14 protein-coding genes and 3 tRNA genes are annotated in these 18,401 nt (G+C 59.8%); 3 read left to right on the top strand and 14 right to left on the bottom strand.

The genetic code is table 11. The features are described 5' to 3' along the window. Nucleotides 1–107: 107 nt before the first annotated feature. From rpoC to RTP54_RS06845, 9 genes are all read right to left on the bottom strand, one after another. Nucleotides 108–4,313: a DNA-directed RNA polymerase subunit beta' gene (rpoC, locus tag RTP54_RS06885; protein ID WP_112811666.1), complete on the bottom strand. Its 4,206-nt coding sequence runs from the start codon at nucleotides 4,311–4,313 to the stop codon at nucleotides 108–110. Between the two features lie 183 nt (nucleotides 4,314–4,496). Next, nucleotides 4,497–8,636, bottom strand: coding sequence for a DNA-directed RNA polymerase subunit beta (rpoB, locus tag RTP54_RS06880; protein WP_112811667.1), 4,140 nt, complete (start codon nucleotides 8,634–8,636; stop codon nucleotides 4,497–4,499). 266 nt (nucleotides 8,637–8,902) lie between these two features. Further along, complete coding sequence (rplL, locus tag RTP54_RS06875; RefSeq protein WP_025426658.1) at nucleotides 8,903–9,280, bottom strand: 50S ribosomal protein L7/L12; 378 nt, start codon at nucleotides 9,278–9,280, stop codon at nucleotides 8,903–8,905. A 58-nt stretch (nucleotides 9,281–9,338) separates the two neighbouring features. Next, complete coding sequence (gene rplJ, locus RTP54_RS06870) at nucleotides 9,339–9,857, bottom strand: 50S ribosomal protein L10 (protein ID WP_112811668.1); 519 nt, start codon at nucleotides 9,855–9,857, stop codon at nucleotides 9,339–9,341. A gap of 332 nt (nucleotides 9,858–10,189) precedes the next feature. Further along, nucleotides 10,190–10,888: a 50S ribosomal protein L1 gene (gene rplA, locus RTP54_RS06865; protein WP_112811669.1), complete on the bottom strand. Its 699-nt coding sequence runs from the start codon at nucleotides 10,886–10,888 to the stop codon at nucleotides 10,190–10,192. 4 nt (nucleotides 10,889–10,892) lie between these two features. Next, on the bottom strand, nucleotides 10,893–11,321 hold the full coding sequence (gene rplK / locus RTP54_RS06860; protein ID WP_053247107.1) for a 50S ribosomal protein L11: 429 nt from the start codon (nucleotides 11,319–11,321) through the stop codon (nucleotides 10,893–10,895). A 209-nt stretch (nucleotides 11,322–11,530) separates the two neighbouring features. Then, on the bottom strand, nucleotides 11,531–12,061 hold the full coding sequence (nusG, locus tag RTP54_RS06855; protein WP_053247106.1) for a transcription termination/antitermination protein NusG: 531 nt from the start codon (nucleotides 12,059–12,061) through the stop codon (nucleotides 11,531–11,533). A gap of 16 nt (nucleotides 12,062–12,077) precedes the next feature. Continuing rightward, the gene (secE, locus tag RTP54_RS06850; protein ID WP_025426653.1) at nucleotides 12,078–12,278 is read right to left on the bottom strand and encodes a preprotein translocase subunit SecE; all 201 of its coding nucleotides are present in this window, start codon (nucleotides 12,276–12,278) and stop codon (nucleotides 12,078–12,080) included. 196 nt (nucleotides 12,279–12,474) lie between these two features. Further along, nucleotides 12,475–12,550: transfer RNA gene (locus RTP54_RS06845), tRNA-Trp, on the bottom strand. Between the two features lie 253 nt (nucleotides 12,551–12,803). Here RTP54_RS06845 and RTP54_RS06840 point away from each other — a divergent pair. Further along, nucleotides 12,804–13,340 (top strand): GrpB family protein, encoded by a 537-nt coding sequence (locus tag RTP54_RS06840; protein WP_312361663.1) that lies wholly within the window; start codon nucleotides 12,804–12,806, stop codon nucleotides 13,338–13,340. Nucleotides 13,341–13,355: 15 nt separating this feature from the next. On the opposite strand, the gene tuf is transcribed toward RTP54_RS06840, so the two are convergent. The 3 genes from tuf to RTP54_RS06825 all read right to left on the bottom strand — a co-directional run bounded on the left by tuf (nucleotide 13,356) and on the right by RTP54_RS06825 (nucleotide 14,985). Continuing rightward, nucleotides 13,356–14,531 carry an elongation factor Tu gene (tuf, locus tag RTP54_RS06835; RefSeq protein ID WP_112818702.1) on the bottom strand — a complete coding sequence of 392 codons (1,176 nt, stop codon included), beginning with the start codon at nucleotides 14,529–14,531 and terminating at the stop codon, nucleotides 13,356–13,358. A gap of 272 nt (nucleotides 14,532–14,803) precedes the next feature. Next, nucleotides 14,804–14,877 (bottom strand) — tRNA-Gly (locus RTP54_RS06830). 23 nt (nucleotides 14,878–14,900) lie between these two features. After that, nucleotides 14,901–14,985 (bottom strand) — tRNA-Tyr (locus tag RTP54_RS06825). Between the two features lie 219 nt (nucleotides 14,986–15,204). On the opposite strand from RTP54_RS06825, the gene RTP54_RS06820 reads away from it, so the two are divergent. Further along, nucleotides 15,205–16,080, top strand: coding sequence for a TrmH family RNA methyltransferase (locus RTP54_RS06820; protein ID WP_112808221.1), 876 nt, complete (start codon nucleotides 15,205–15,207; stop codon nucleotides 16,078–16,080). An 81-nt stretch (nucleotides 16,081–16,161) separates the two neighbouring features. Here RTP54_RS06820 and RTP54_RS06815 read toward each other — a convergent pair whose 3' ends face one another. Both RTP54_RS06815 and RTP54_RS06810 read right to left on the bottom strand, forming a co-directional pair. Further along, a complete protein-coding gene (locus RTP54_RS06815; protein WP_312363201.1) occupies nucleotides 16,162–16,452 on the bottom strand; it encodes a hypothetical protein in 291 nt (96 codons plus the stop codon). Nucleotides 16,453–16,580: 128 nt separating this feature from the next. Beyond that, nucleotides 16,581–17,201 (bottom strand): FMN-dependent NADH-azoreductase, encoded by a 621-nt coding sequence (locus tag RTP54_RS06810; RefSeq protein WP_112808336.1) that lies wholly within the window; start codon nucleotides 17,199–17,201, stop codon nucleotides 16,581–16,583. 141 nt (nucleotides 17,202–17,342) lie between these two features. Here RTP54_RS06810 and RTP54_RS06805 point away from each other — a divergent pair, with 141 nt between their 5' ends. Beyond that, nucleotides 17,343–18,284 carry a LysR family transcriptional regulator gene (locus RTP54_RS06805; RefSeq protein ID WP_112808337.1) on the top strand — a complete coding sequence of 314 codons (942 nt, stop codon included), beginning with the start codon at nucleotides 17,343–17,345 and terminating at the stop codon, nucleotides 18,282–18,284. Nucleotides 18,285–18,401: the final 117 nt, after the last annotated feature.

The following is an 18,401-nucleotide window of genomic DNA, read 5'->3' as shown; positions in this document are numbered from 1 at the left end:
GCGCGGATGGCGCGTCAGTCCCCCTTCCCCAATGAAAAAGCCGCCCGGATCGCTCCGGGCGGCTTTTTTGTTCTCGGGAAACGAGGGCGGTGACCGCCCTCCTCCCATTATTCCGCTGCTGCGTTTTCCTTGGCGAGGTCGGCAAGCATCGGGGTTGCAACATCTGCACCCGTGCCCTTGCGACGCTCTTCGAGGATCATCTCGTCGCGCGCCGTGGCGATGCGACGGATCTGGGTCATGGTTCCACCGGTACCGGCCGGGATCAGACGACCGACGATGACGTTTTCCTTCAGACCCTGCAGGCCATCGACCTTGCCGGCGATCGCCGCTTCGGTCAGGACCTTGGTGGTTTCCTGGAACGACGCCGCCGAGATGAACGACGGTGTCTGCAGCGAGGCCTTGGTGATACCGAGCAGGACCGGGTCGCCGTATGCCGGCTTCTTGCCCTGTTCGATCAGGCCGTCGTTGACGTCTTCGAGTTCGATGCGATCGACATTGTCACCGACGATGTAGGTCGAGTCGCCGGCATCGGTGATTTCCACCTTCTGCAGCATCTGACGAACGATGACTTCGATGTGCTTGTCGTTGATCACAACGCCCTGCAGTCGGTAGACTTCCTGGATTTCGTTGACCAGGTAGGAAGCGAGTGCTTCCACGCCCTTGATCGCCAGGATGTCGTGCGGCGCCGGGTTGCCGTCGAGGATGTAGTCGCCCTTTTCGATGTAGTCGCCATCCTGAAGATGGAAGGGCTTGCCCTTCGGGATCAGGTATTCGACCGGCTCGACACCGTCTTCAGCAGGCTCGATCAGCACGCGACGCTTGTTCTTGTAGTCGCGACCGAAGCGGATCGTACCATCGATCTCAGCGATGATGGCATGGTCCTTCGGACGACGCGCTTCGAACAGTTCGGCAACGCGCGGCAGACCACCGGTGATGTCCTTGGTCTTGGCGCTTTCCAGCGGCGAACGTGCAAGCACGTCACCCTGCGAGACCTTCGTGCCCGGCTCGACCGACAGAATGGCGTCGACCGAAAGCATGAAGCGGGCGTCACCACCACGCGACAGCTTCAGCACGGCGCCGTTCTTGTCCTTGATGACGATCGCCGGCTTCAGGTCGGTACCGCGCGGCGTCGAACGCCAATCGATAACCTGACGCTTGGTGATGCCGGTGGACTCGTCGGTCGCTTCCAGGACCGAGATGCCGTCGACGACGTCTTCGAAGTGAACGGTACCTTCCACTTCCGTCATCATCGGACGGGTGTAGGGGTCCCACTCGGCGAGGCGCTGGCCGCGCTTCACCTTGTCGCCATCGTCCACGAAGATCTTCGAGCCGTAGGCGACGCGTTGCGAGGAGCGTTCGACACCACGTTCGTCGAGGATCTGCACGGCCATGTTACGACCCATGGCGACGAGAACGCCGTCAGAGTTGCGCAGCATGTTGCGGTTCTTGATCTGAACCGTGCCTTCGTAGGACGCTTCCAGGAACGACTGGTCGACCACGGTCGCCGTACCGCCCAAGTGGAAGGTACGCATGGTGAGCTGGGTGCCCGGTTCACCGATCGACTGTGCGGCGATAACGCCAACCGCTTCGCCCATGTTGACCGGCGTACCACGTGCCAGGTCGCGGCCGTAGCAGACGCCGCAAACGCCCGTCTGGATTTCGCAGGTCAGAGCCGAACGGATGCGGATCGACTGGATACCAGCCTTTTCGATCTCGATGACATCGGGTTCCAGGATCATCCGGCCGGCGTCGACGAGGCGAACGCCCGTGACCGGGTGATCGATATCGTCCAGAGCAGTACGGCCGAGAATACGGGCGCCGAGCGAAGCCACGACCTGACCGGCATCGACGATCGCCGTCATGGTGAGACCGTTTTCGGTGCCGCAATCGACGGAGTTGACGATGCAGTCCTGTGCCACGTCGACGAGACGACGGGTCAGGTAACCCGAGTTCGCGGTCTTCAAGGCGGTGTCGGCCAGACCCTTACGGGCACCGTGGGTCGAGTTGAAGTACTCGTTAACGGTGAGGCCTTCCTTGAAGTTCGAGATGATCGGCGTCTCGATGATTTCACCCGACGGCTTGGCCATCAGGCCGCGCATGCCGCCCAGCTGACGCATCTGGTTCGGAGAACCACGGGCGCCGGAGTGCGACATCATGTAGATCGAGTTCATCGGCTTCTGACGGCCGTTGTCGTCGAACTCGACAGCCTTAATGCGGGCCATCATTTCGTCGGCGACCTTCTCGGTGGCCTTGCCCCAGGCGTCGACAACCTTGTTGTACTTTTCGCCCTGGGTGATGAGGCCGTCGTTGTACTGCTGCTCGTATTCCTTCACGAGCGCTTCAGTATCGCCGACGATCTTCACCTTGGTGTCCGGAATGACCATGTCGTCCTTGCCGAACGAAATGCCGGCGCGGCAAGCATGGGCAAAGCCGAGCTGCATGATGCGGTCGCAGAAGATGACCGTGTCTTTCTGACCGCAGTGACGGTAGACCGTGTCGATCATCTTGGAGATGTTCTTCTTGGTCATTTCCTGGTTGCAGGTCTCGAACGGCACGTTGACGTTGCGCGGCAACAGTTCGCCGATGATCATGCGGCCAGGCGTCGTCTCATAGATCTTCGAAACCGGGTTGCCCTCGGCGTCGACGGTCTTGAAGCGGCCACGGATCTTGGCGTGCAGCGTCACGGCCTTGGTTTCGAGCGCGTGATGCAACTCGCCCATGTCCGAGAACGCCATGCCTTCGCCCGGCTCGTTCTGGTTGAGGATCGACAAGTAGTACAGACCCAGAACCATGTCCTGCGACGGAACGATGATCGGTGCGCCGTTGGCCGGGTGCAGGATGTTGTTGGTCGACATCATCAGCACGCGGGCTTCGAGCTGCGCTTCGAGCGACAGCGGCACGTGGACGGCCATCTGGTCGCCGTCGAAGTCGGCGTTGAAGGCCGTGCAGACGAGCGGGTGCAGCTGGATCGCCTTGCCTTCGACCAGGGTCGGTTCGAAGGCCTGGATGCCCAGGCGGTGCAGCGTCGGCGCGCGGTTCAACAGAACCGGATGTTCGCGGATGACCTCGTCGAGGATATCCCAGACTTCCGGCTTTTCCTTTTCGACGAGCTTCTTGGCCTGCTTGACCGTCGAGGAGTAACCCTTGGCGTCGAGGCGGGCGTAGATGAACGGCTTGAACAGCTCGAGCGCCATCTTCTTCGGCAGACCGCACTGGTGCAGCTTCAGTTCCGGACCGGTCACGATGACCGAACGACCGGAATAGTCGACGCGCTTGCCGAGCAGGTTCTGACGGAAGCGGCCCTGCTTGCCCTTGAGCATGTCGGACAGCGACTTCAGCGGGCGCTTGTTGGCACCGGTGATGACGCGGCCGCGACGGCCGTTGTCGAACAGCGCGTCCACAGATTCCTGCAGCATGCGCTTTTCGTTACGGATGATGATGCCCGGTGCGCGCAGTTCGATCAGGCGCTTAAGACGGTTGTTACGGTTGATCACGCGGCGATAGAGATCATTCAGATCCGACGTCGCGAAACGGCCCCCGTCAAGCGGCACGAGCGGGCGCAGGTCCGGCGGGATCACCGGAACGACCTTCATGATCATCCATTCCGGACGGTTGCCGGATTCCATGAAGTTCTCGACGATCTTCAGGCGCTTCATCAGCTTCTTCTGCTTCAGATCCGAGGTGGTCTCGGCCAGATCCGAACGCAGATCGCCAGCGATCTTTTCGAGGTTCATCGAAGCGAGCATCTCATAGATCGCTTCAGCACCGATCATCGCGGTGAACTGGTCTTCGCCGAACTCATCGACGGCGAGCATGTAATCTTCTTCGCTGAGGAGCTGGTTTTCCTTCAGCGACGTCAGACCAGGCTCGGTCACGATGTAGTTTTCGAAGTACAGAACGCGCTCGACATCCTTCAGCGTCATGTCAAGCAACGTGGAGATGCGCGACGGCAACGACTTCAGGAACCAGATGTGGGCAACGGGAGCGGCGAGCTCGATATGGCCCATGCGCTCACGGCGAACGCGCGAAAGCGTAACTTCAACGCCGCACTTTTCGCAGATAATGCCCTTGTACTTCATGCGCTTGTACTTGCCGCACAGGCATTCGTAATCCTTGATCGGACCGAAGATACGGGCGCAGAAAAGACCATCGCGTTCCGGCTTGAACGTGCGGTAGTTGATCGTCTCCGGCTTCTTGATCTCACCGTAAGACCAGGAAAGAATCTTCTCCGGCGAGGCGATCGAAATCCGGATGGAATCGAAAGTCTGTGCAGGCACCTGCGGATTGAAAAGATTCATGACCTCTTGGTTCATGCCTGTCTCCTTTACGGGCTTAACGCCCTGAGCTTGGCGGGGTGCCGACAAATCCCGGGCGCCGGCCCCTACCCCATAAACAGCTAAAACCGCATCTGATGCGGCCCCGTTCCTCTCGCTTGCCAATGAAGCCTTGCGGAGGAAGCGGTGCGCGCCGCGACGCGGCACGCACCTTGATGTTTCTTATTCGGCTGCGTCGGGCAGCTGACCTGCACCGAGTTCGTCGACCTTGGTGTTCTCGAGTTCGACCGAGAGGCCCAGCGAGCGCATTTCCTTGACGAGAACGTTGAAGCTCTCGGGAATGCCCGCTTCGAAGGTGTCGTCGCCACGGACGATCGCTTCGTAGACCTTGGTACGGCCGGCCACGTCGTCCGACTTCACCGTCAGCATTTCCTGCAGGGTGTAGGCGGCGCCGTAGGCTTCGAGCGCCCAGACTTCCATTTCCCCGAAGCGCTGACCGCCGAACTGCGCCTTGCCGCCCAGCGGCTGCTGGGTCACGAGCGAGTAAGGACCGATCGAACGGGCGTGGATCTTGTCGTCGACAAGGTGGTTCAGCTTCAGCATGTAGATGTAGCCGACGGTCACCTGGCGGTCGAACTGATCGCCGGTACGGCCATCATAAAGCGTCGACTGACCCGATACCTTCAGGCCCGCCTGCTCCAGCATCTCGTTGACGTCGGCTTCGACAGCACCGTCGAAGACCGGCGTTGCGATCGAAACGCCGCGACGGGTCTGCTCGGCAAGCCGCACGATCGACGCGTCGTCGTACTGCTTGATCGGCTCACCCTTCGGGCCCGACCCGATGACGCTGTCGATGGTATCGCGCAGCGGCTGGATGTCGGCACCTGCCTTGTAGGCATCGAGCATCGCACCGATCTTCTTGCCCATGCCGGCGCAAGCCCAGCCGAGATGGGTTTCGAGGATCTGGCCGACGTTCATGCGCGAAGGCACGCCGAGCGGGTTCAGAACGACGTCGACGTGCGTGCCATCTTCCAGGAACGGCATGTCTTCGATCGGCACGATACGCGACACGACACCCTTGTTGCCGTGACGGCCGGCCATCTTGTCGCCCGGCTGGATCTTGCGCTTCACAGCGACGAAGACCTTGACCATCTTCATGACGCCAGGAGGCATTTCGTCGCCGCGCTGGACCTTTTCGACCTTGTCCATGAAGCGCTGTTCAAGGCGCGACTTGGATTCGTCGTACTGGGCGCGAAGCGCTTCGATCTCGCCCTGAGCCTTTTCGTCTTCGATGGCAAACATCCACCACTGCGAGCGGGGATATTCGCTGACGACGAGGTTGGAAAGCTCGGTGCCCTTCTTGAAGCCCTTCGGACCTGCAACCGCGGTGTGGCCGCGCAGCATGTCGACGAGACGCGCGTAGACGTTGCGATCGAGGATCGCCTGTTCGTCGTCGCGGTCCTTGGCCAGGCGTTCGATTTCCTCGCGCTCGATCGCCATCGCACGTTCGTCCTTCTCAACGCCGTGGCGATTGAAAACGCGAACTTCGACAACGGTACCGAACGTGCCCGGGGGCATGCGCATGGAGGTGTCGCGGACGTCAGAGGCCTTTTCACCGAAGATGGCGCGCAGAAGCTTTTCTTCCGGCGTCATCGGGCTTTCGCCCTTCGGCGTGATCTTGCCGACCAGGATATCGCCCGGCTGAACTTCCGCACCGATGTAGACGATGCCGGCTTCGTCGAGATTACGCAGCGCTTCTTCCGAAACGTTCGGAATGTCGCGGGTAATTTCTTCCGGGCCGAGCTTGGTGTCACGCGCCATCACTTCGAACTCTTCGATGTGGATGGAGGTGAACACGTCGTCACGAACGATACGCTCGGAGAGCAGGATCGAGTCTTCGTAGTTGTAGCCGTTCCACGGCATGAACGCGACGAGCGCGTTGCGGCCGAGAGCCAGATCGCCGAGGTCGGTCGACGGACCGTCCGCGATGATGTCGCCCTTGTTCAGGATGTCACCGACGGTGACCAGCGGACGCTGGTTGACGCAGGTGTTCTGGTTGGAGCGCTGGAACTTCTGCAGCCGGTAGATATCGACGCCCGACTTCGACGGATCGAGGTCTTCGGTGGCGCGGATAACGATACGCGTCGCATCGACCTGGTCGACGACACCGCCACGACGGGCTGCAATAGCAGCGCCGGAGTCGCGGGCAACGACCGGCTCCATGCCGGTACCGACGAACGGAGCTTCGGCGCGCAGCAGAGGCACGGCCTGACGCTGCATGTTCGAGCCCATCAGTGCGCGGTTCGCGTCGTCGTTCTCGAGGAACGGGATGAGCGCGGCTGCGACCGAAACGAGCTGCTTCGGCGAAACGTCCATCAGGTTGATGTTGTCGCGCGGTGCCAGCATAACTTCGCCGGCATGACGGCAGACGACGAATTCTTCGGAGAACGAACCATCGCTCTCGAGAACCGAGTTTGCCTGGGCGACGTGATACTTCGCTTCTTCCATCGCCGAGAGATAGACGACGTCGTTGGTCACCTTGCCGTCGACGATCTTGCGGTACGGGCTTTCGATGAAGCCGTACTTGTTGACGCGGGCAAAGGTCGCAAGCGAGTTGATCAGACCGATGTTCGGGCCTTCCGGCGTTTCAATCGGGCAAATACGGCCGTAGTGGGTCGGGTGAACGTCGCGGACTTCGAAGCCTGCGCGCTCGCGGGTCAGACCACCCGGGCCAAGTGCCGAAAGGCGACGCTTGTGGGTGATTTCCGACAGCGGGTTCACCTGGTCCATGAACTGCGACAGCTGCGACGAGCCGAAGAATTCGCGGACGGCAGCGGCGGCCGGCTTGGCGTTGATCAGGTCCTGCGGCATGACGGTATCGATTTCGATCGACGACATGCGTTCCTTGATCGCGCGCTCCATGCGGAGCAGACCGAGGCGGTACTGGTTTTCCATCAACTCGCCGACAGAACGAACACGGCGGTTGCCGAGGTTGTCGATGTCGTCGATTTCGCCCTTGCCGTCACGCAGTTCGACCAGCATCTTGACGACAGCCAGGATGTCTTCCTTGCGCAGGATGCGCACGGTGTCGGCCACGTCGAGGTCGAGGCGCATGTTCATCTTCACGCGGCCAACGGCCGAGAGATCGTAACGCTCGGCATCGAAGAACAGCGTGTTGAACATGGCTTCCGCGGAATCCATGGTCGGCGGTTCGCCCGGACGCATCACGCGGTAGATATCGAACAGAGCGTCCTGACGGTTCTCGTTCTTGTCTACGGTCAGCGTGTTGCGGATGTAGGCACCGACATTGATGTGGTCGATGTCGAGAACCGGGATCTCGTCGAAACCGGCCGACAGGATGACGGGAAGCGTCTTCTCGTCGATTTCATCGCCTGCTTCGAGATAGATTTCACCGGTCGCGAAGTTGACCACGTCTTCGGCAAGGTAGTTGCCATAGAGGTCGTCGTCGGTCGCCTTGAGGGCCTTCAGACCCTTGTCCTGCAGCTGGCGCAGCAAGCGCGGCGTCAGCTTCTTGCCGGCTTCGACAACAACTTCGCCGGTGTCGGCGTCAACCATCTCGGTGATCGCCTTCTGGCCCTTCAGCGCATCCGGCTGGAACGGCACGCGCCAGCCTGCGCCATCGCGCTGGTAGAGCGACTTCGTATAGAAGGTGTCGAGGATTTCCTCGCCGTCCATGCCAAGCGCCATCAGCAGCGAAGACACGGGGATCTTGCGGCGACGGTCGATACGGGCGTGAACGATGTCCTTGGCGTCAAACTCGATGTCGAGCCAGGAACCACGATACGGGATGACGCGAGCAGCGAAGAGCAGCTTGCCGGAAGAGTGGCTCTTGCCCTTGTCGTGGTCGAAGAACACGCCCGGGGAGCGGTGCATCTGCGAAACGATAACGCGCTCGGTGCCGTTGACGATGAAGGTACCATTGTCGGTCATGAGCGGCATGTCGCCCATGTAGACGTTCTGTTCCTTGATGTCCTTGATCGACTTCGCGCCGGTATCCTCGTCAATATCGAACACGATCAGACGCAGCGTCACCTTGAGCGGCGCTGCGTAGGTCAGATCGCGCTGACGGCACTCTTCGACGTCGAACTTCGGTTGTTCGAATTCGTAAGAAACGAACTCGAGCATCGATGCGCCGGAGAAATCCTTGATCGGGAAAACCGATTTGAAAACGGCTTGAAGGCCCTCATCAGGGCGTCCGCCCTTGGGCTCTTCAACCATCAGAAACTGGTCGTAGGATGCCTTCTGAACCTCGATGAGGTTCGGCATTTCTGCGACTTCTGGAATTTTACCAAAAAACTTGCGTACGCGCCTGCGACCGTTAAACGAAAGGGTCTGAGCCATCGTCGCTCCTTGTCAATCTTGCATCCGGGCCTGCAACGGACGGGAACCGATGGCCAGTCGACCCCGTCAATCAATGAGTAGTTCAATCTCGTCTAACTTGCGGAAAACGCCCAGCGCGGATTGCTGTGCTGAATTCCGTTCGAGACCATCCTCTTGAAGAACCCATTACCCAAAAGCCGTTTTGCGACAGGCTTTTGGGTAATATGTTCTAAAAACGGTCAAAGAGAGGCGGCCGAAATGGCCACCTCCCCTTGCAAAATGCCGAATTACTTGACGTCAACCTTGGCGCCAGCGTCTTCGAGCTTCTTCTTGAGGTCAGCAGCTTCAGCCTTGGAAACTGCTTCCTTGACCGGCTTCGGAGCGCCTTCGACCAGGTCCTTGGCTTCCTTGAGGCCGAGACCGGTGATGGCGCGGACTTCCTTGATGACGTTGATCTTGTTGGCGCCAGCGTCAACGAGGATAACGTCAAATTCGGTCTTTTCTTCTTCAACCGGTGCAGCAGCGCCAGCGCCGCCAGCAGCAGCAACAGCAACCGGAGCAGCGGCAGAAACGCCCCACTTCTCTTCGAGCAGCTTGGAAAGCTCAGCAGCTTCCAGGACGGTCAGCGAGGAGAGGTCTTCAACGATCTTTGCGAGATCAGCCATTTTACTTTTCCTTTTGTTCGGTTCGAACTGGTTTTAAATACAACAGCGAAAATCCGCCTTAGGCGGCTTCGTCCTTCTTGGCATAGGCGGCGAACACGCGGGCAAGCTGACTTGCCGGTGCTGCAACAACCGTAGCGACGCGAGTTGCCGGGGCATTGAGAAGGCCCAGCAGCTTTGCGCGCAGCTCGTCCAGCGAAGGCAGGGTCGCAAGCGACTTGACTGCTTCGGCGGTGAGCGTGGTTGTTCCCATGGCGCCGCCGAGGACAACGAGCTTGTCGTTGGTCTTGGCGAAATCCATGACGACCTTAGGAGCCGTGATCGGGTCTTGGCTGAATGCGATCAGCGTCTGACCCTTGAAGAGATCTGTCATCCCTTCCGACTCGGTGCCCTGAAGAGCGATCTTGGCCAGGCGGTTTTTCGCGACTTTGACGGTGCCGCCAGCAGCGCGCATCTTCGAACGGAAGTCGTTCATCTGCGCAACTGTGACACCAGCATAGTGGGCCACGACAACCGAACCGGAAGCCTTGAAGACTTCGTTCAGCTCCGTGACGAATTCGCGTTTTTCCGCTCTTTCCACTGTCTGTCTCCAGTAGGCAGGGTTGCAATGATGCAGCCCCGCCGGGTTTGCCTTTGTCACCAGGGATCATCTTACGAAGATCCCGAGCAACGCTTGAGGATCCTGTCCCTTGGCGTTCCCGGAAAGCCGGGTCTGACACAAGGCAAGCGAGGCTCGAACCGAATTTCGACGCCTCCGGCGTCATCGTGAAATTCAGATCTTACCCGTCTCATGCAGGCCGAAGTGATTAAGGTATAACCACCCGCAATCTCGGACAGGAGTTCCGGATCGAAATCCGGATTTCCGGCCCCGAAGGGCCGGAAATTCTTTCCCGGGCCGAAGCCCGAAATTCGTTAGGCGACGCTGAGCGTTGCCGGGTCGATCTTCAGGCCCGGGCCCATGGTCGACGAAATAGCTACGCGCTTGACGTAGTTGCCCTTGGCGCCAGCCGGCTTCGCCTTGACGACGGCGTCAGCGAAAGCGCGGATGTTTTCTTCCAGAGCCTTGGCGTCGAACGAAGCCTTGCCGATACCGGCGTGGATGATACCAGCCTTCTCGACGCGGAACTCGACAGCGCCGCCCTTGGATGCCTTGACAGCACCGGCAACGTCCATGGTGACCGTACCGACCTTCGGGTTCGGCATCATGCCGCGCGGGCCGAGTACCTTACCGAGACGGCCGACGAGCGGCATCATGTCCGGGGTCGCGATGCAACGATCGAAGTCGATCTTGCCGCCCTGGACGATTTCGACGAGCTCTTCAGCACCGACAACGTCTGCACCGGCAGCCTTGGCTTCGTCAGCCTTGGCGCCACGTGCGAACACGGCGACGCGAACCGTGCGGCCGGTGCCGTTCGGCAGGTTGACGACGCCGCGGACCATCTGGTCGGCGTGGCGCGGGTCAACGCCGAGGTTCATCGCGACTTCAACAGTCTCGTCGAACTTGGCGGTTGCACGTTCCTTGACCAACGAAACAGCTTCGGTGAGGCCGTAGATCTTCGTCGGGTCGATGCCCTCGCGGGACTTCTGTACACGCTTTGCAATCTTCGCCATGGTCTTAGCCCGCCACTTCCAGGCCCATGGAGCGGGCAGAACCCTCGACCATTGCCATTGCGCCTTCGATATCGGCCGCGTTGAGGTCCTTCATCTTGGCCTCTGCGATCGTGCGGATCTGAGCCTTGGTGATCGAGCCAGCCTTGGCCTTGCCAGGCGTCTTCGAACCAGACGTGATCTTCGATTCCTTCTTCAGGAAGTAGCTGACCGGCGGCTGCTTCATGACGAAGGTGAACGACTTGTCCTGGTAATAGGTGATGACGACCGGGATCGGCATACCCTTTTCCATTTCCTGCGTGGCGGCGTTGAACGCCTTGCAGAATTCCATGATGTTAATGCCACGCTGACCAAGTGCAGGACCGATCGGCGGGGACGGATTGGCCGACCCTGCCTTCACCTGCAGCTTGAGCTGGCCTGCAACTTTCTTAGCCATTTCTCTCTGCCTCTCATTGCCTCATCCCGACGGATCGAAACGAGGAACTGTTGCGCCGGTCTCCCGGCATTCTGCCGACCCGTGGATCGGCGGCTGCGGTTGCGTGGTGCGGACCCTTCGTCCCGGCTAAGGCCGACGTCCTTCCACGCGCATGCGGATTTCTCCGCCAGGGCAGGCCGAAACGACTTGCCCAATCTCTTTTGATCTTCTCAGACCTTTTCGACCTGGCCGTATTCCAGCTCGACCGGGGTCGCACGGCCGAAGATCGATACTTCGACCTTCAGGCGCGACCGCTCCTCGTCGACATCCTGAACGATGCCGTTGAACGAGGCGAACGGACCATCCGAGACGCGAACCTGCTCGCCGATCTCGAAGGAAACGGAAGGCTTCGGACGCTCGACGCCATCCTGGACCTGGCCGAGGATACGATCGGCCTCATGGTCCGGAATCGGAACCGGCTTGCTGTCGGTACCGAGAAAACCGGTAACCTTCGGTGTGTTCTTGATGAGGTGATAGGCCTCATCGGTCAGGTTGGCGCGCACCAGGACGTAACCCGGGAAAAACTTGCGCTCAGCATCAACCTTGCGACCACGGCGAACCTCGACGACCTTTTCAGTCGGAACGAGGATCTTTTCGAACAGGTGCTCAAGGCCCTTCTGCTTGGCCTTTTCCTCGATCGATTCAGCCACCTTCTTTTCGAAATTCGAATAGGCGTGAACAATATACCAGCGTGCAGCCATACTACCCTCCACCCAATCAAGCGCCAGCGTTGAGGACTAGGCCGATAAGCCAACCCATCAACTGGTCCGCAGCAAAGAAGAAGGCAGCGGCAAAAAAGACCATGACAAAAACCATCAGCGTCGAGATCATCGTCTCGCGCCTGGAAGGCCAAGTTACTTTCGACGCCTCTGAGCGAACCTGCTGCAGAAACGTAAACGGATTCGTTTTGGATGCCATGTAATGCTCACGCCATTACGGCGCGTAAAGCCGATGATTCAGCCCCACGCACCGCGTGTCTGTTTGGACCCTACATAAAGACCGATTCCACAAATCACAAGAGGCATTCGGTCTTTTCTGTGAATTTCGATGATCGGCCTATCCGACCTCCCCCTACCCTAACCGGCTTCGAGCCGTTTGCAAAGGTCGGAGGCAATGGCAGGGGCAGCCGGGCTTGAACCGACGACCTGCGGTTTTGGAGACCGCCGCTCTACCAACTGAGCTATACCCCTAGATCACTTTCACCGGTCATTCTCGAACCGGTCAGTGCATCAAGTCAGCGGCTTATTATTCAGTTTATCGGGCGATGACAAGCGCCTTTGACGGAAGAAACGAAAAATACTCACGGAAAATGTGACGCCCCTTCCCTGGCGCCCGGGAACCTGACAGTCCGGCGCAAGTCATTGTCGAGCTTGACGGAATTTTCCACATCCGCGAAGCCCGCCATACGCTATCCTTCCGGCAATCCTCCGGATCCCGAATCATATGACGCGCATCACACTTGTCGAATATGATCCCTGCTGGCCATCGCTGTTCGACGAGCTCGCCTCGGCGATCGCAACCCTGCTTTCGCCTTACATCCGCGAAATTCATCACGTCGGCAGCACCGCGGTGCCTGGATTGGCGGCAAAGCCGAAGATCGATATCGACGCGGTCGTCACGGATCTGAACGCATTGCATGAACTCAATGCGCGCCTTCTCAATGCGGGCTACGCCTTCCACGGAGACCCCTACGCAAGCGGCCTCTGGACCTTCACGAGCCAAACGCGCCCTTGCGGCACACGGCTTTATCTCTGTGAGGACGGCAACGCCGCCCATGCCGCGCGCCTGCTTTTTCGGGACCACCTGCGTGGACAGCCGGAGCATGCGCGCCGCTACGAAACCCTGAAGAAACGCCTCGCCAAAGAGGCCGAAGGCAACTGGGACATTTACACCCACGGTAAGCGCGCCTTCATCGACGAAGTCCTGGCGGCGTCCGAAACAAAAAAGGCCCCGCCGTTTCCGGCAGGGCCTCTCTATTGATCTGTAATCAGCAGATTACTCGACGATCGAAGCGACGATGCCTGCGCCGACGGTACGGCCGCCTTCGCGGATAGCGAAGCGCAGCTTTTCTTCCATCGCGATCGGAACGATCAGCTCAACGGCAACGGTGACGTTGTCGCCAGGCATAACCATTTCCGTGCCTTCCGGAAGCGTAACGATACCCGTTACGTCCGTCGTGCGGAAGTAGAACTGCGGGCGGTAGTTGGTGAAGAACGGCGTATGACGGCCGCCTTCTTCCTTCGTCAGGATGTAGGCTTCAGCCATGAACTTCTTGTGCGGCTTGACCGAACCCGGCTTGCACAGGATCTGACCACGCTCGACGCCGTCACGGTTAACACCACGAACCAGCGCGCCGATGTTGTCGCCGGCCTGGCCCTGGTCGAGCAGCTTGCGGAACATTTCAACGCCCGTAACCGTCGTCTTCGACGTGTCGCGGATGCCGACGATTTCGACTTCTTCGCCAACCTTGACGATGCCGCGCTCAACGCGACCGGTCACAACCGTACCACGGCCCGAGATCGAGAACACGTCTTCGATCGGCATCAGGAACGGCTGGTCGATCGGACGCTCAGGCGTCGGGATGTAGGCGTCAACAGCGGCCATCAGCTCGCGGATCGCGTCTTCACCGATCTTCTTGTCGGAATCTTCAAGTGCAGCAAGTGCAGAGCCCTTGATGATCGGAATGTCGTCGCCCGGGAATTCGTAGGACGACAGCAGTTCGCGAACTTCAAGCTCGACCAGCTCGAGAAGCTCGGCGTCGTCAACCTGGTCGACCTTGTTCAGGAACACAACGATCGCCGGAACGCCAACCTGGCGAGCAAGCAGGATGTGCTCGCGCGTCTGCGGCATCGGGCCGTCAGCTGCAGAGCAAACCAGGATCGCGCCGTCCATCTGGGCAGCACCGGTGATCATGTTCTTGACGTAGTCGGCGTGGCCGGGGCAGTCGACGTGCGCGTAGTGACGGTTCGGCGTCTCATACTCAACGTGAGCCGTCGAAATCGTGATACCACGGGCCTTTTCTTCCGGTGCAGCGTCGATCTGGTCATACGCCTTGAATTCACCGAAGTACTTCGTGATCGCTGCGGTCAGCGACGTCTTGCCATGGTCAACGTGGCCAATCGTGCCAATGTTAACGTGCGGCTTGTTGCGCTCAAATTTGCTCTTTGCCATGGGTACGTTTCCTGTGGTCAAGTATGATTGATCAGCCGGCGGGGCCGGTTTGTGGAGCCGTTTAAGGGTTTCAAGGGATTTGCGCAAGACTTAATTGCGTGCGCCCGGACCGGCCACGGCGGCCATTTCCCAGCAACATGTAAGAACGGAGCAGCAAAGATACAAGCCGCACCGATTCGCGAATCAGGTTGGGGGTCGAATAACGAACAAACAACGGCTTACGCAAAGCAATTGAAGTGTCATGTTAACAAGCGATGGGAGGTTGGCGCTGCTGGAGCGGGTAGCGGGAATCGAACCCGCGTATTCAGCTTGGAAGGCTGCTGCTCTACCATTGAGCTATACCCGCGGGCCTTCGATCCAGAAGCAGAATGGTGGAGGGAGTTGGATTTGAACCAACGTAGGCGAAGCCAACGGATTTACAGTCCGTCCCCTTTAACCACTCGGGCATCCCTCCATTATTCTGTCGGGATCAAGTCGACCAAGCATTTGAGATCGTGAGACATCCAGCGATTTGTCGTGGCCGCCTCTCGTTCTGCGGGGGGTATATGACGGCCCGCCTTGCTCCTGTCAACACGCCTCAACGGAATTTTTTGGGAATTTCTCAGCAGGCTCGTTTTATCCACTGCCATCGAATTCCGTTCCCAGGTCAGGCGAAGCGCTCTATAAGGCCAGCATGAGCAAAGATGATATCGGCGACAAGAGCGCCAAGAACACCCATTACGCCACTCTCCGACGCGCCCACCGCGATGCCAAGCGCGAGCGCGGGGAAATCCCGACACCCAAGCAGGATCGCTGGCGCAAGCAGCCGGGCGACTGGAAGCCGCCGACACTGGCACCGGAACAGGTACTGCTCTACGGCCTTCATACGGTACGCGCGGCACTCGACAACCCGTCGCGCAAGATCGTTCGCCTGTGCGTCACCCAGAACGCCGCTGCACGGCTCGAACTCGGCGAATTGTCCGAACTCCCCTTCCCGGTCGAGACCGTAGCGCCGCATGATCTCGACAAGATCCTCGGGCCCGATGCAATCCATCAGGGCGTGATGCTCGAAACCAAACCGCTGCCCCTGCGCAAGCTCGAAGCGCTCAGCGACTGCCGGCTCATCCTCGTACTCGACCAGGTCACCGACCCGCACAATGTCGGCGCAATCATGCGTTCTGCCGTCGCGTTCGATGCAGGCGCCCTGATCACCACCATCCGTCATAGCCCGACCGAATCGGGCGTTCTGGCGAAGTCGGCTTCCGGCGCGCTCGAAATGATCCCGTATATCCAGATCACCAATCTGTCCGACACGATCGAGGAACTGCATCGTCTCGGGTTCCACACGATTGGGCTTGATTCGGAGGGACCCGAACCGCTCGAAGGCACGTTTGCCGGAGAAAAGGTTGCGCTGGTGCTCGGATCGGAGGGCAAGGGTCTTCGCCAGAAGACGCGGTCGACCGTCAAGGCCCTCGCCCGTCTCGACATGCCCGGTGCAATCAAGTCCCTCAACGTGTCGAATGCAGCGGCGATCGCCATGTATGCGGCCCGGCAGTTCCTGGCCAAGTAAGCCTGGCTGCCGCGGCCAGAGATGGAAAACGCTCTCCGGCTTTCTGGAGCCGGAGACGGTCGTCGGGTCTGGTGACAAACTTCAGAAACGTTCCGCGGTATCGGCCTCGAGCCATCGGCTCTCGTTGCTCGCCGTCGGGCAACCGTCCCGGAGCTTCTTCCAAGTGGTGACGTTGAGGTTCATCTCGCAGCGCGCGAGATAAGCGTTGCCGTCTACGCGAAGGCAGGCGGTCTGGCCGAGCTCGTATTTTGAGCCGTCGCGATTGCGGCAGGTGCAGCGCGTGTCGGGCGGAGCCGCAAATCCAGCATCGGCGGCCACCAGCGTGACCACCGCAGCGATTACAGCCAAAAGCCTTCCTCGCCGGTCTCTCATAATCACATCATAATACAGATGCACGCATCCGAAAACGGACAATGCCGGCTGCATGCGCAACCGGCACCGTCCGCAATGGGGCCAACGGCCCTTTACCGGATCGCTGACGCGATCCGGTAAACTTTTGATTAGCTGGCCAGGCGAAGAACAGTGCCTTCGGCAATGGTCTTTTCGGCTTCGGCGATCGCAACCTGCTTGGAGTCGGCGCTGAGGTTCAGGCCCTCGGCGCGGACGAACTCGACGTCAGTGATGCCGAAGAAACCGAAGACCGTCTTCAGGTAGGCTTCCTGGTGATCCATCGCCGAGGCTGGTCCTGCGGAATAATGGCCGCCGCGGGTCGAGGCGACGATGACCTTCTTGCCCTTGGCCAGGCCTTCCGGGCCAGATTCGGTATAACGGAAGGTCTTGCCATTGACGGCCAGACGGTCGATCCAGGCCTTCAGCTGGCTCGGAATGGAGAAATTGTACATCGGCGCGCCGACGACGATCGTGTCGGCAGCCAGGAATTCCTCAAGCATCTCGCGGCCGATCTTGACTTCGGCGGCCAGGCTGGCATCAACACCTGCAAGATCGGCAGGTGCCATGATCTGGGCACCGGTCAGATGCGGGATCTGGCTGGTGGCGAGATCGCGATAGGTAACCTTGGCATCCGGGCGATCAGCCTTGATCTGGCTGGCGATGGCAGCGGTCAGGCGACGGGAAACCGAGTGATCACCGAGGATACCGGAGTCGATGTGAAGGACGTTCATGTGAAGCACCTTTGTGTTGGCGTTGCGGTGGTTCACATATGATTGGAAAACAATCGCGCGATAAGTCGGTGGTTATTTGACATACTGTTTCCAGATGGAAACAGTGACACCGGTGATCCGGCGATGGGAGACGACAAGCCGATGCAGGACCTCAACGACATGGCTCTTTTCGCAGCCGTCGTGCGCAACAACGGTTTCAGCGCTGCCGCACGCGATCTGAACATACCCAAATCCAAGCTCAGCAAGCACGTGGCGCGCCTGGAAGAGCAGCTTGGCGTCCGGTTGCTTGAGCGCTCGACGCGAAAGCTGCGTGTTACCGAGATCGGCCAGGTCTTCTACGAGCATTGCCAGAGCCTACTCGACGGCATCGCCGTGGCCGAAGCGGAGATTGCCGCGGTCAAGGCCGAGCCGACCGGCACTGTGCGCCTTGCATGCCCGCTCGGCTTCACGCCGATGCTCGCCGACATCCTGCCCGCCTTCCATCGCCGCTATCCGGGCGTTCGGCTGCTGATCACGGCGACCAATCGACGGATCGATCTGATCGAGGAACGCATCGACGTGGCGCTTCGCGCTCGCGATCAGCTCGACACCGACAACCAGCTGATCATTCGCAGGTTCGGAGAGGTGCGCCAGAGGCTGGCGGCGAGCCCTACCCTGCTCACCCGCCTCGACGACATCACGATCGACAATCTGAGCGAAATGCCGACGCTGTCGATGAACGAGAGCCACGCCACCGATGTCTGGCGCCTCGTCGATACCGATGGAAAGACCACGGAGATTTCGCATCGACCCATCATCGGCTGTAGCGATTTCCTGATTCTCGAGCGCGCCGCCATCGAAGGCATGGGCGTGGCGCTTCTACCTGACCACATTTGCGAACGCGCCTTCCGCGCCGGCGTGCTCGCCCCGGTGCTGCCGGAATGGAGTTCGGGCGACGTCGTCGTCCACCTCGTCTTCCCATCGCGCCACGGCATGTTGCCGGCGACCCGCGCCCTCATCGAGTACCTCGCCGACAATCTTCTGAACGCGATGCAGAAATGCCGCGAGGTTGTTCCAAAGGCAGCCGGGTCGTTCGAGATCTGAACAAGACCGCCTTGCCGGCGGACCATGACCACATCGGCATCGGGATCACAGTTGGATGCTGCCCGCCCAGTTGGGCGCAGCGATGCCTTGGCCGCACAAGACAGAGGCCACTTGAAA

Source organism: Ensifer sp. (genome assembly GCF_031989085.1).
Lineage (GTDB): Bacteria > Pseudomonadota > Alphaproteobacteria > Rhizobiales > Rhizobiaceae > Ensifer.
This window is presented reverse-complemented; position numbering and strand designations above follow the sequence as displayed.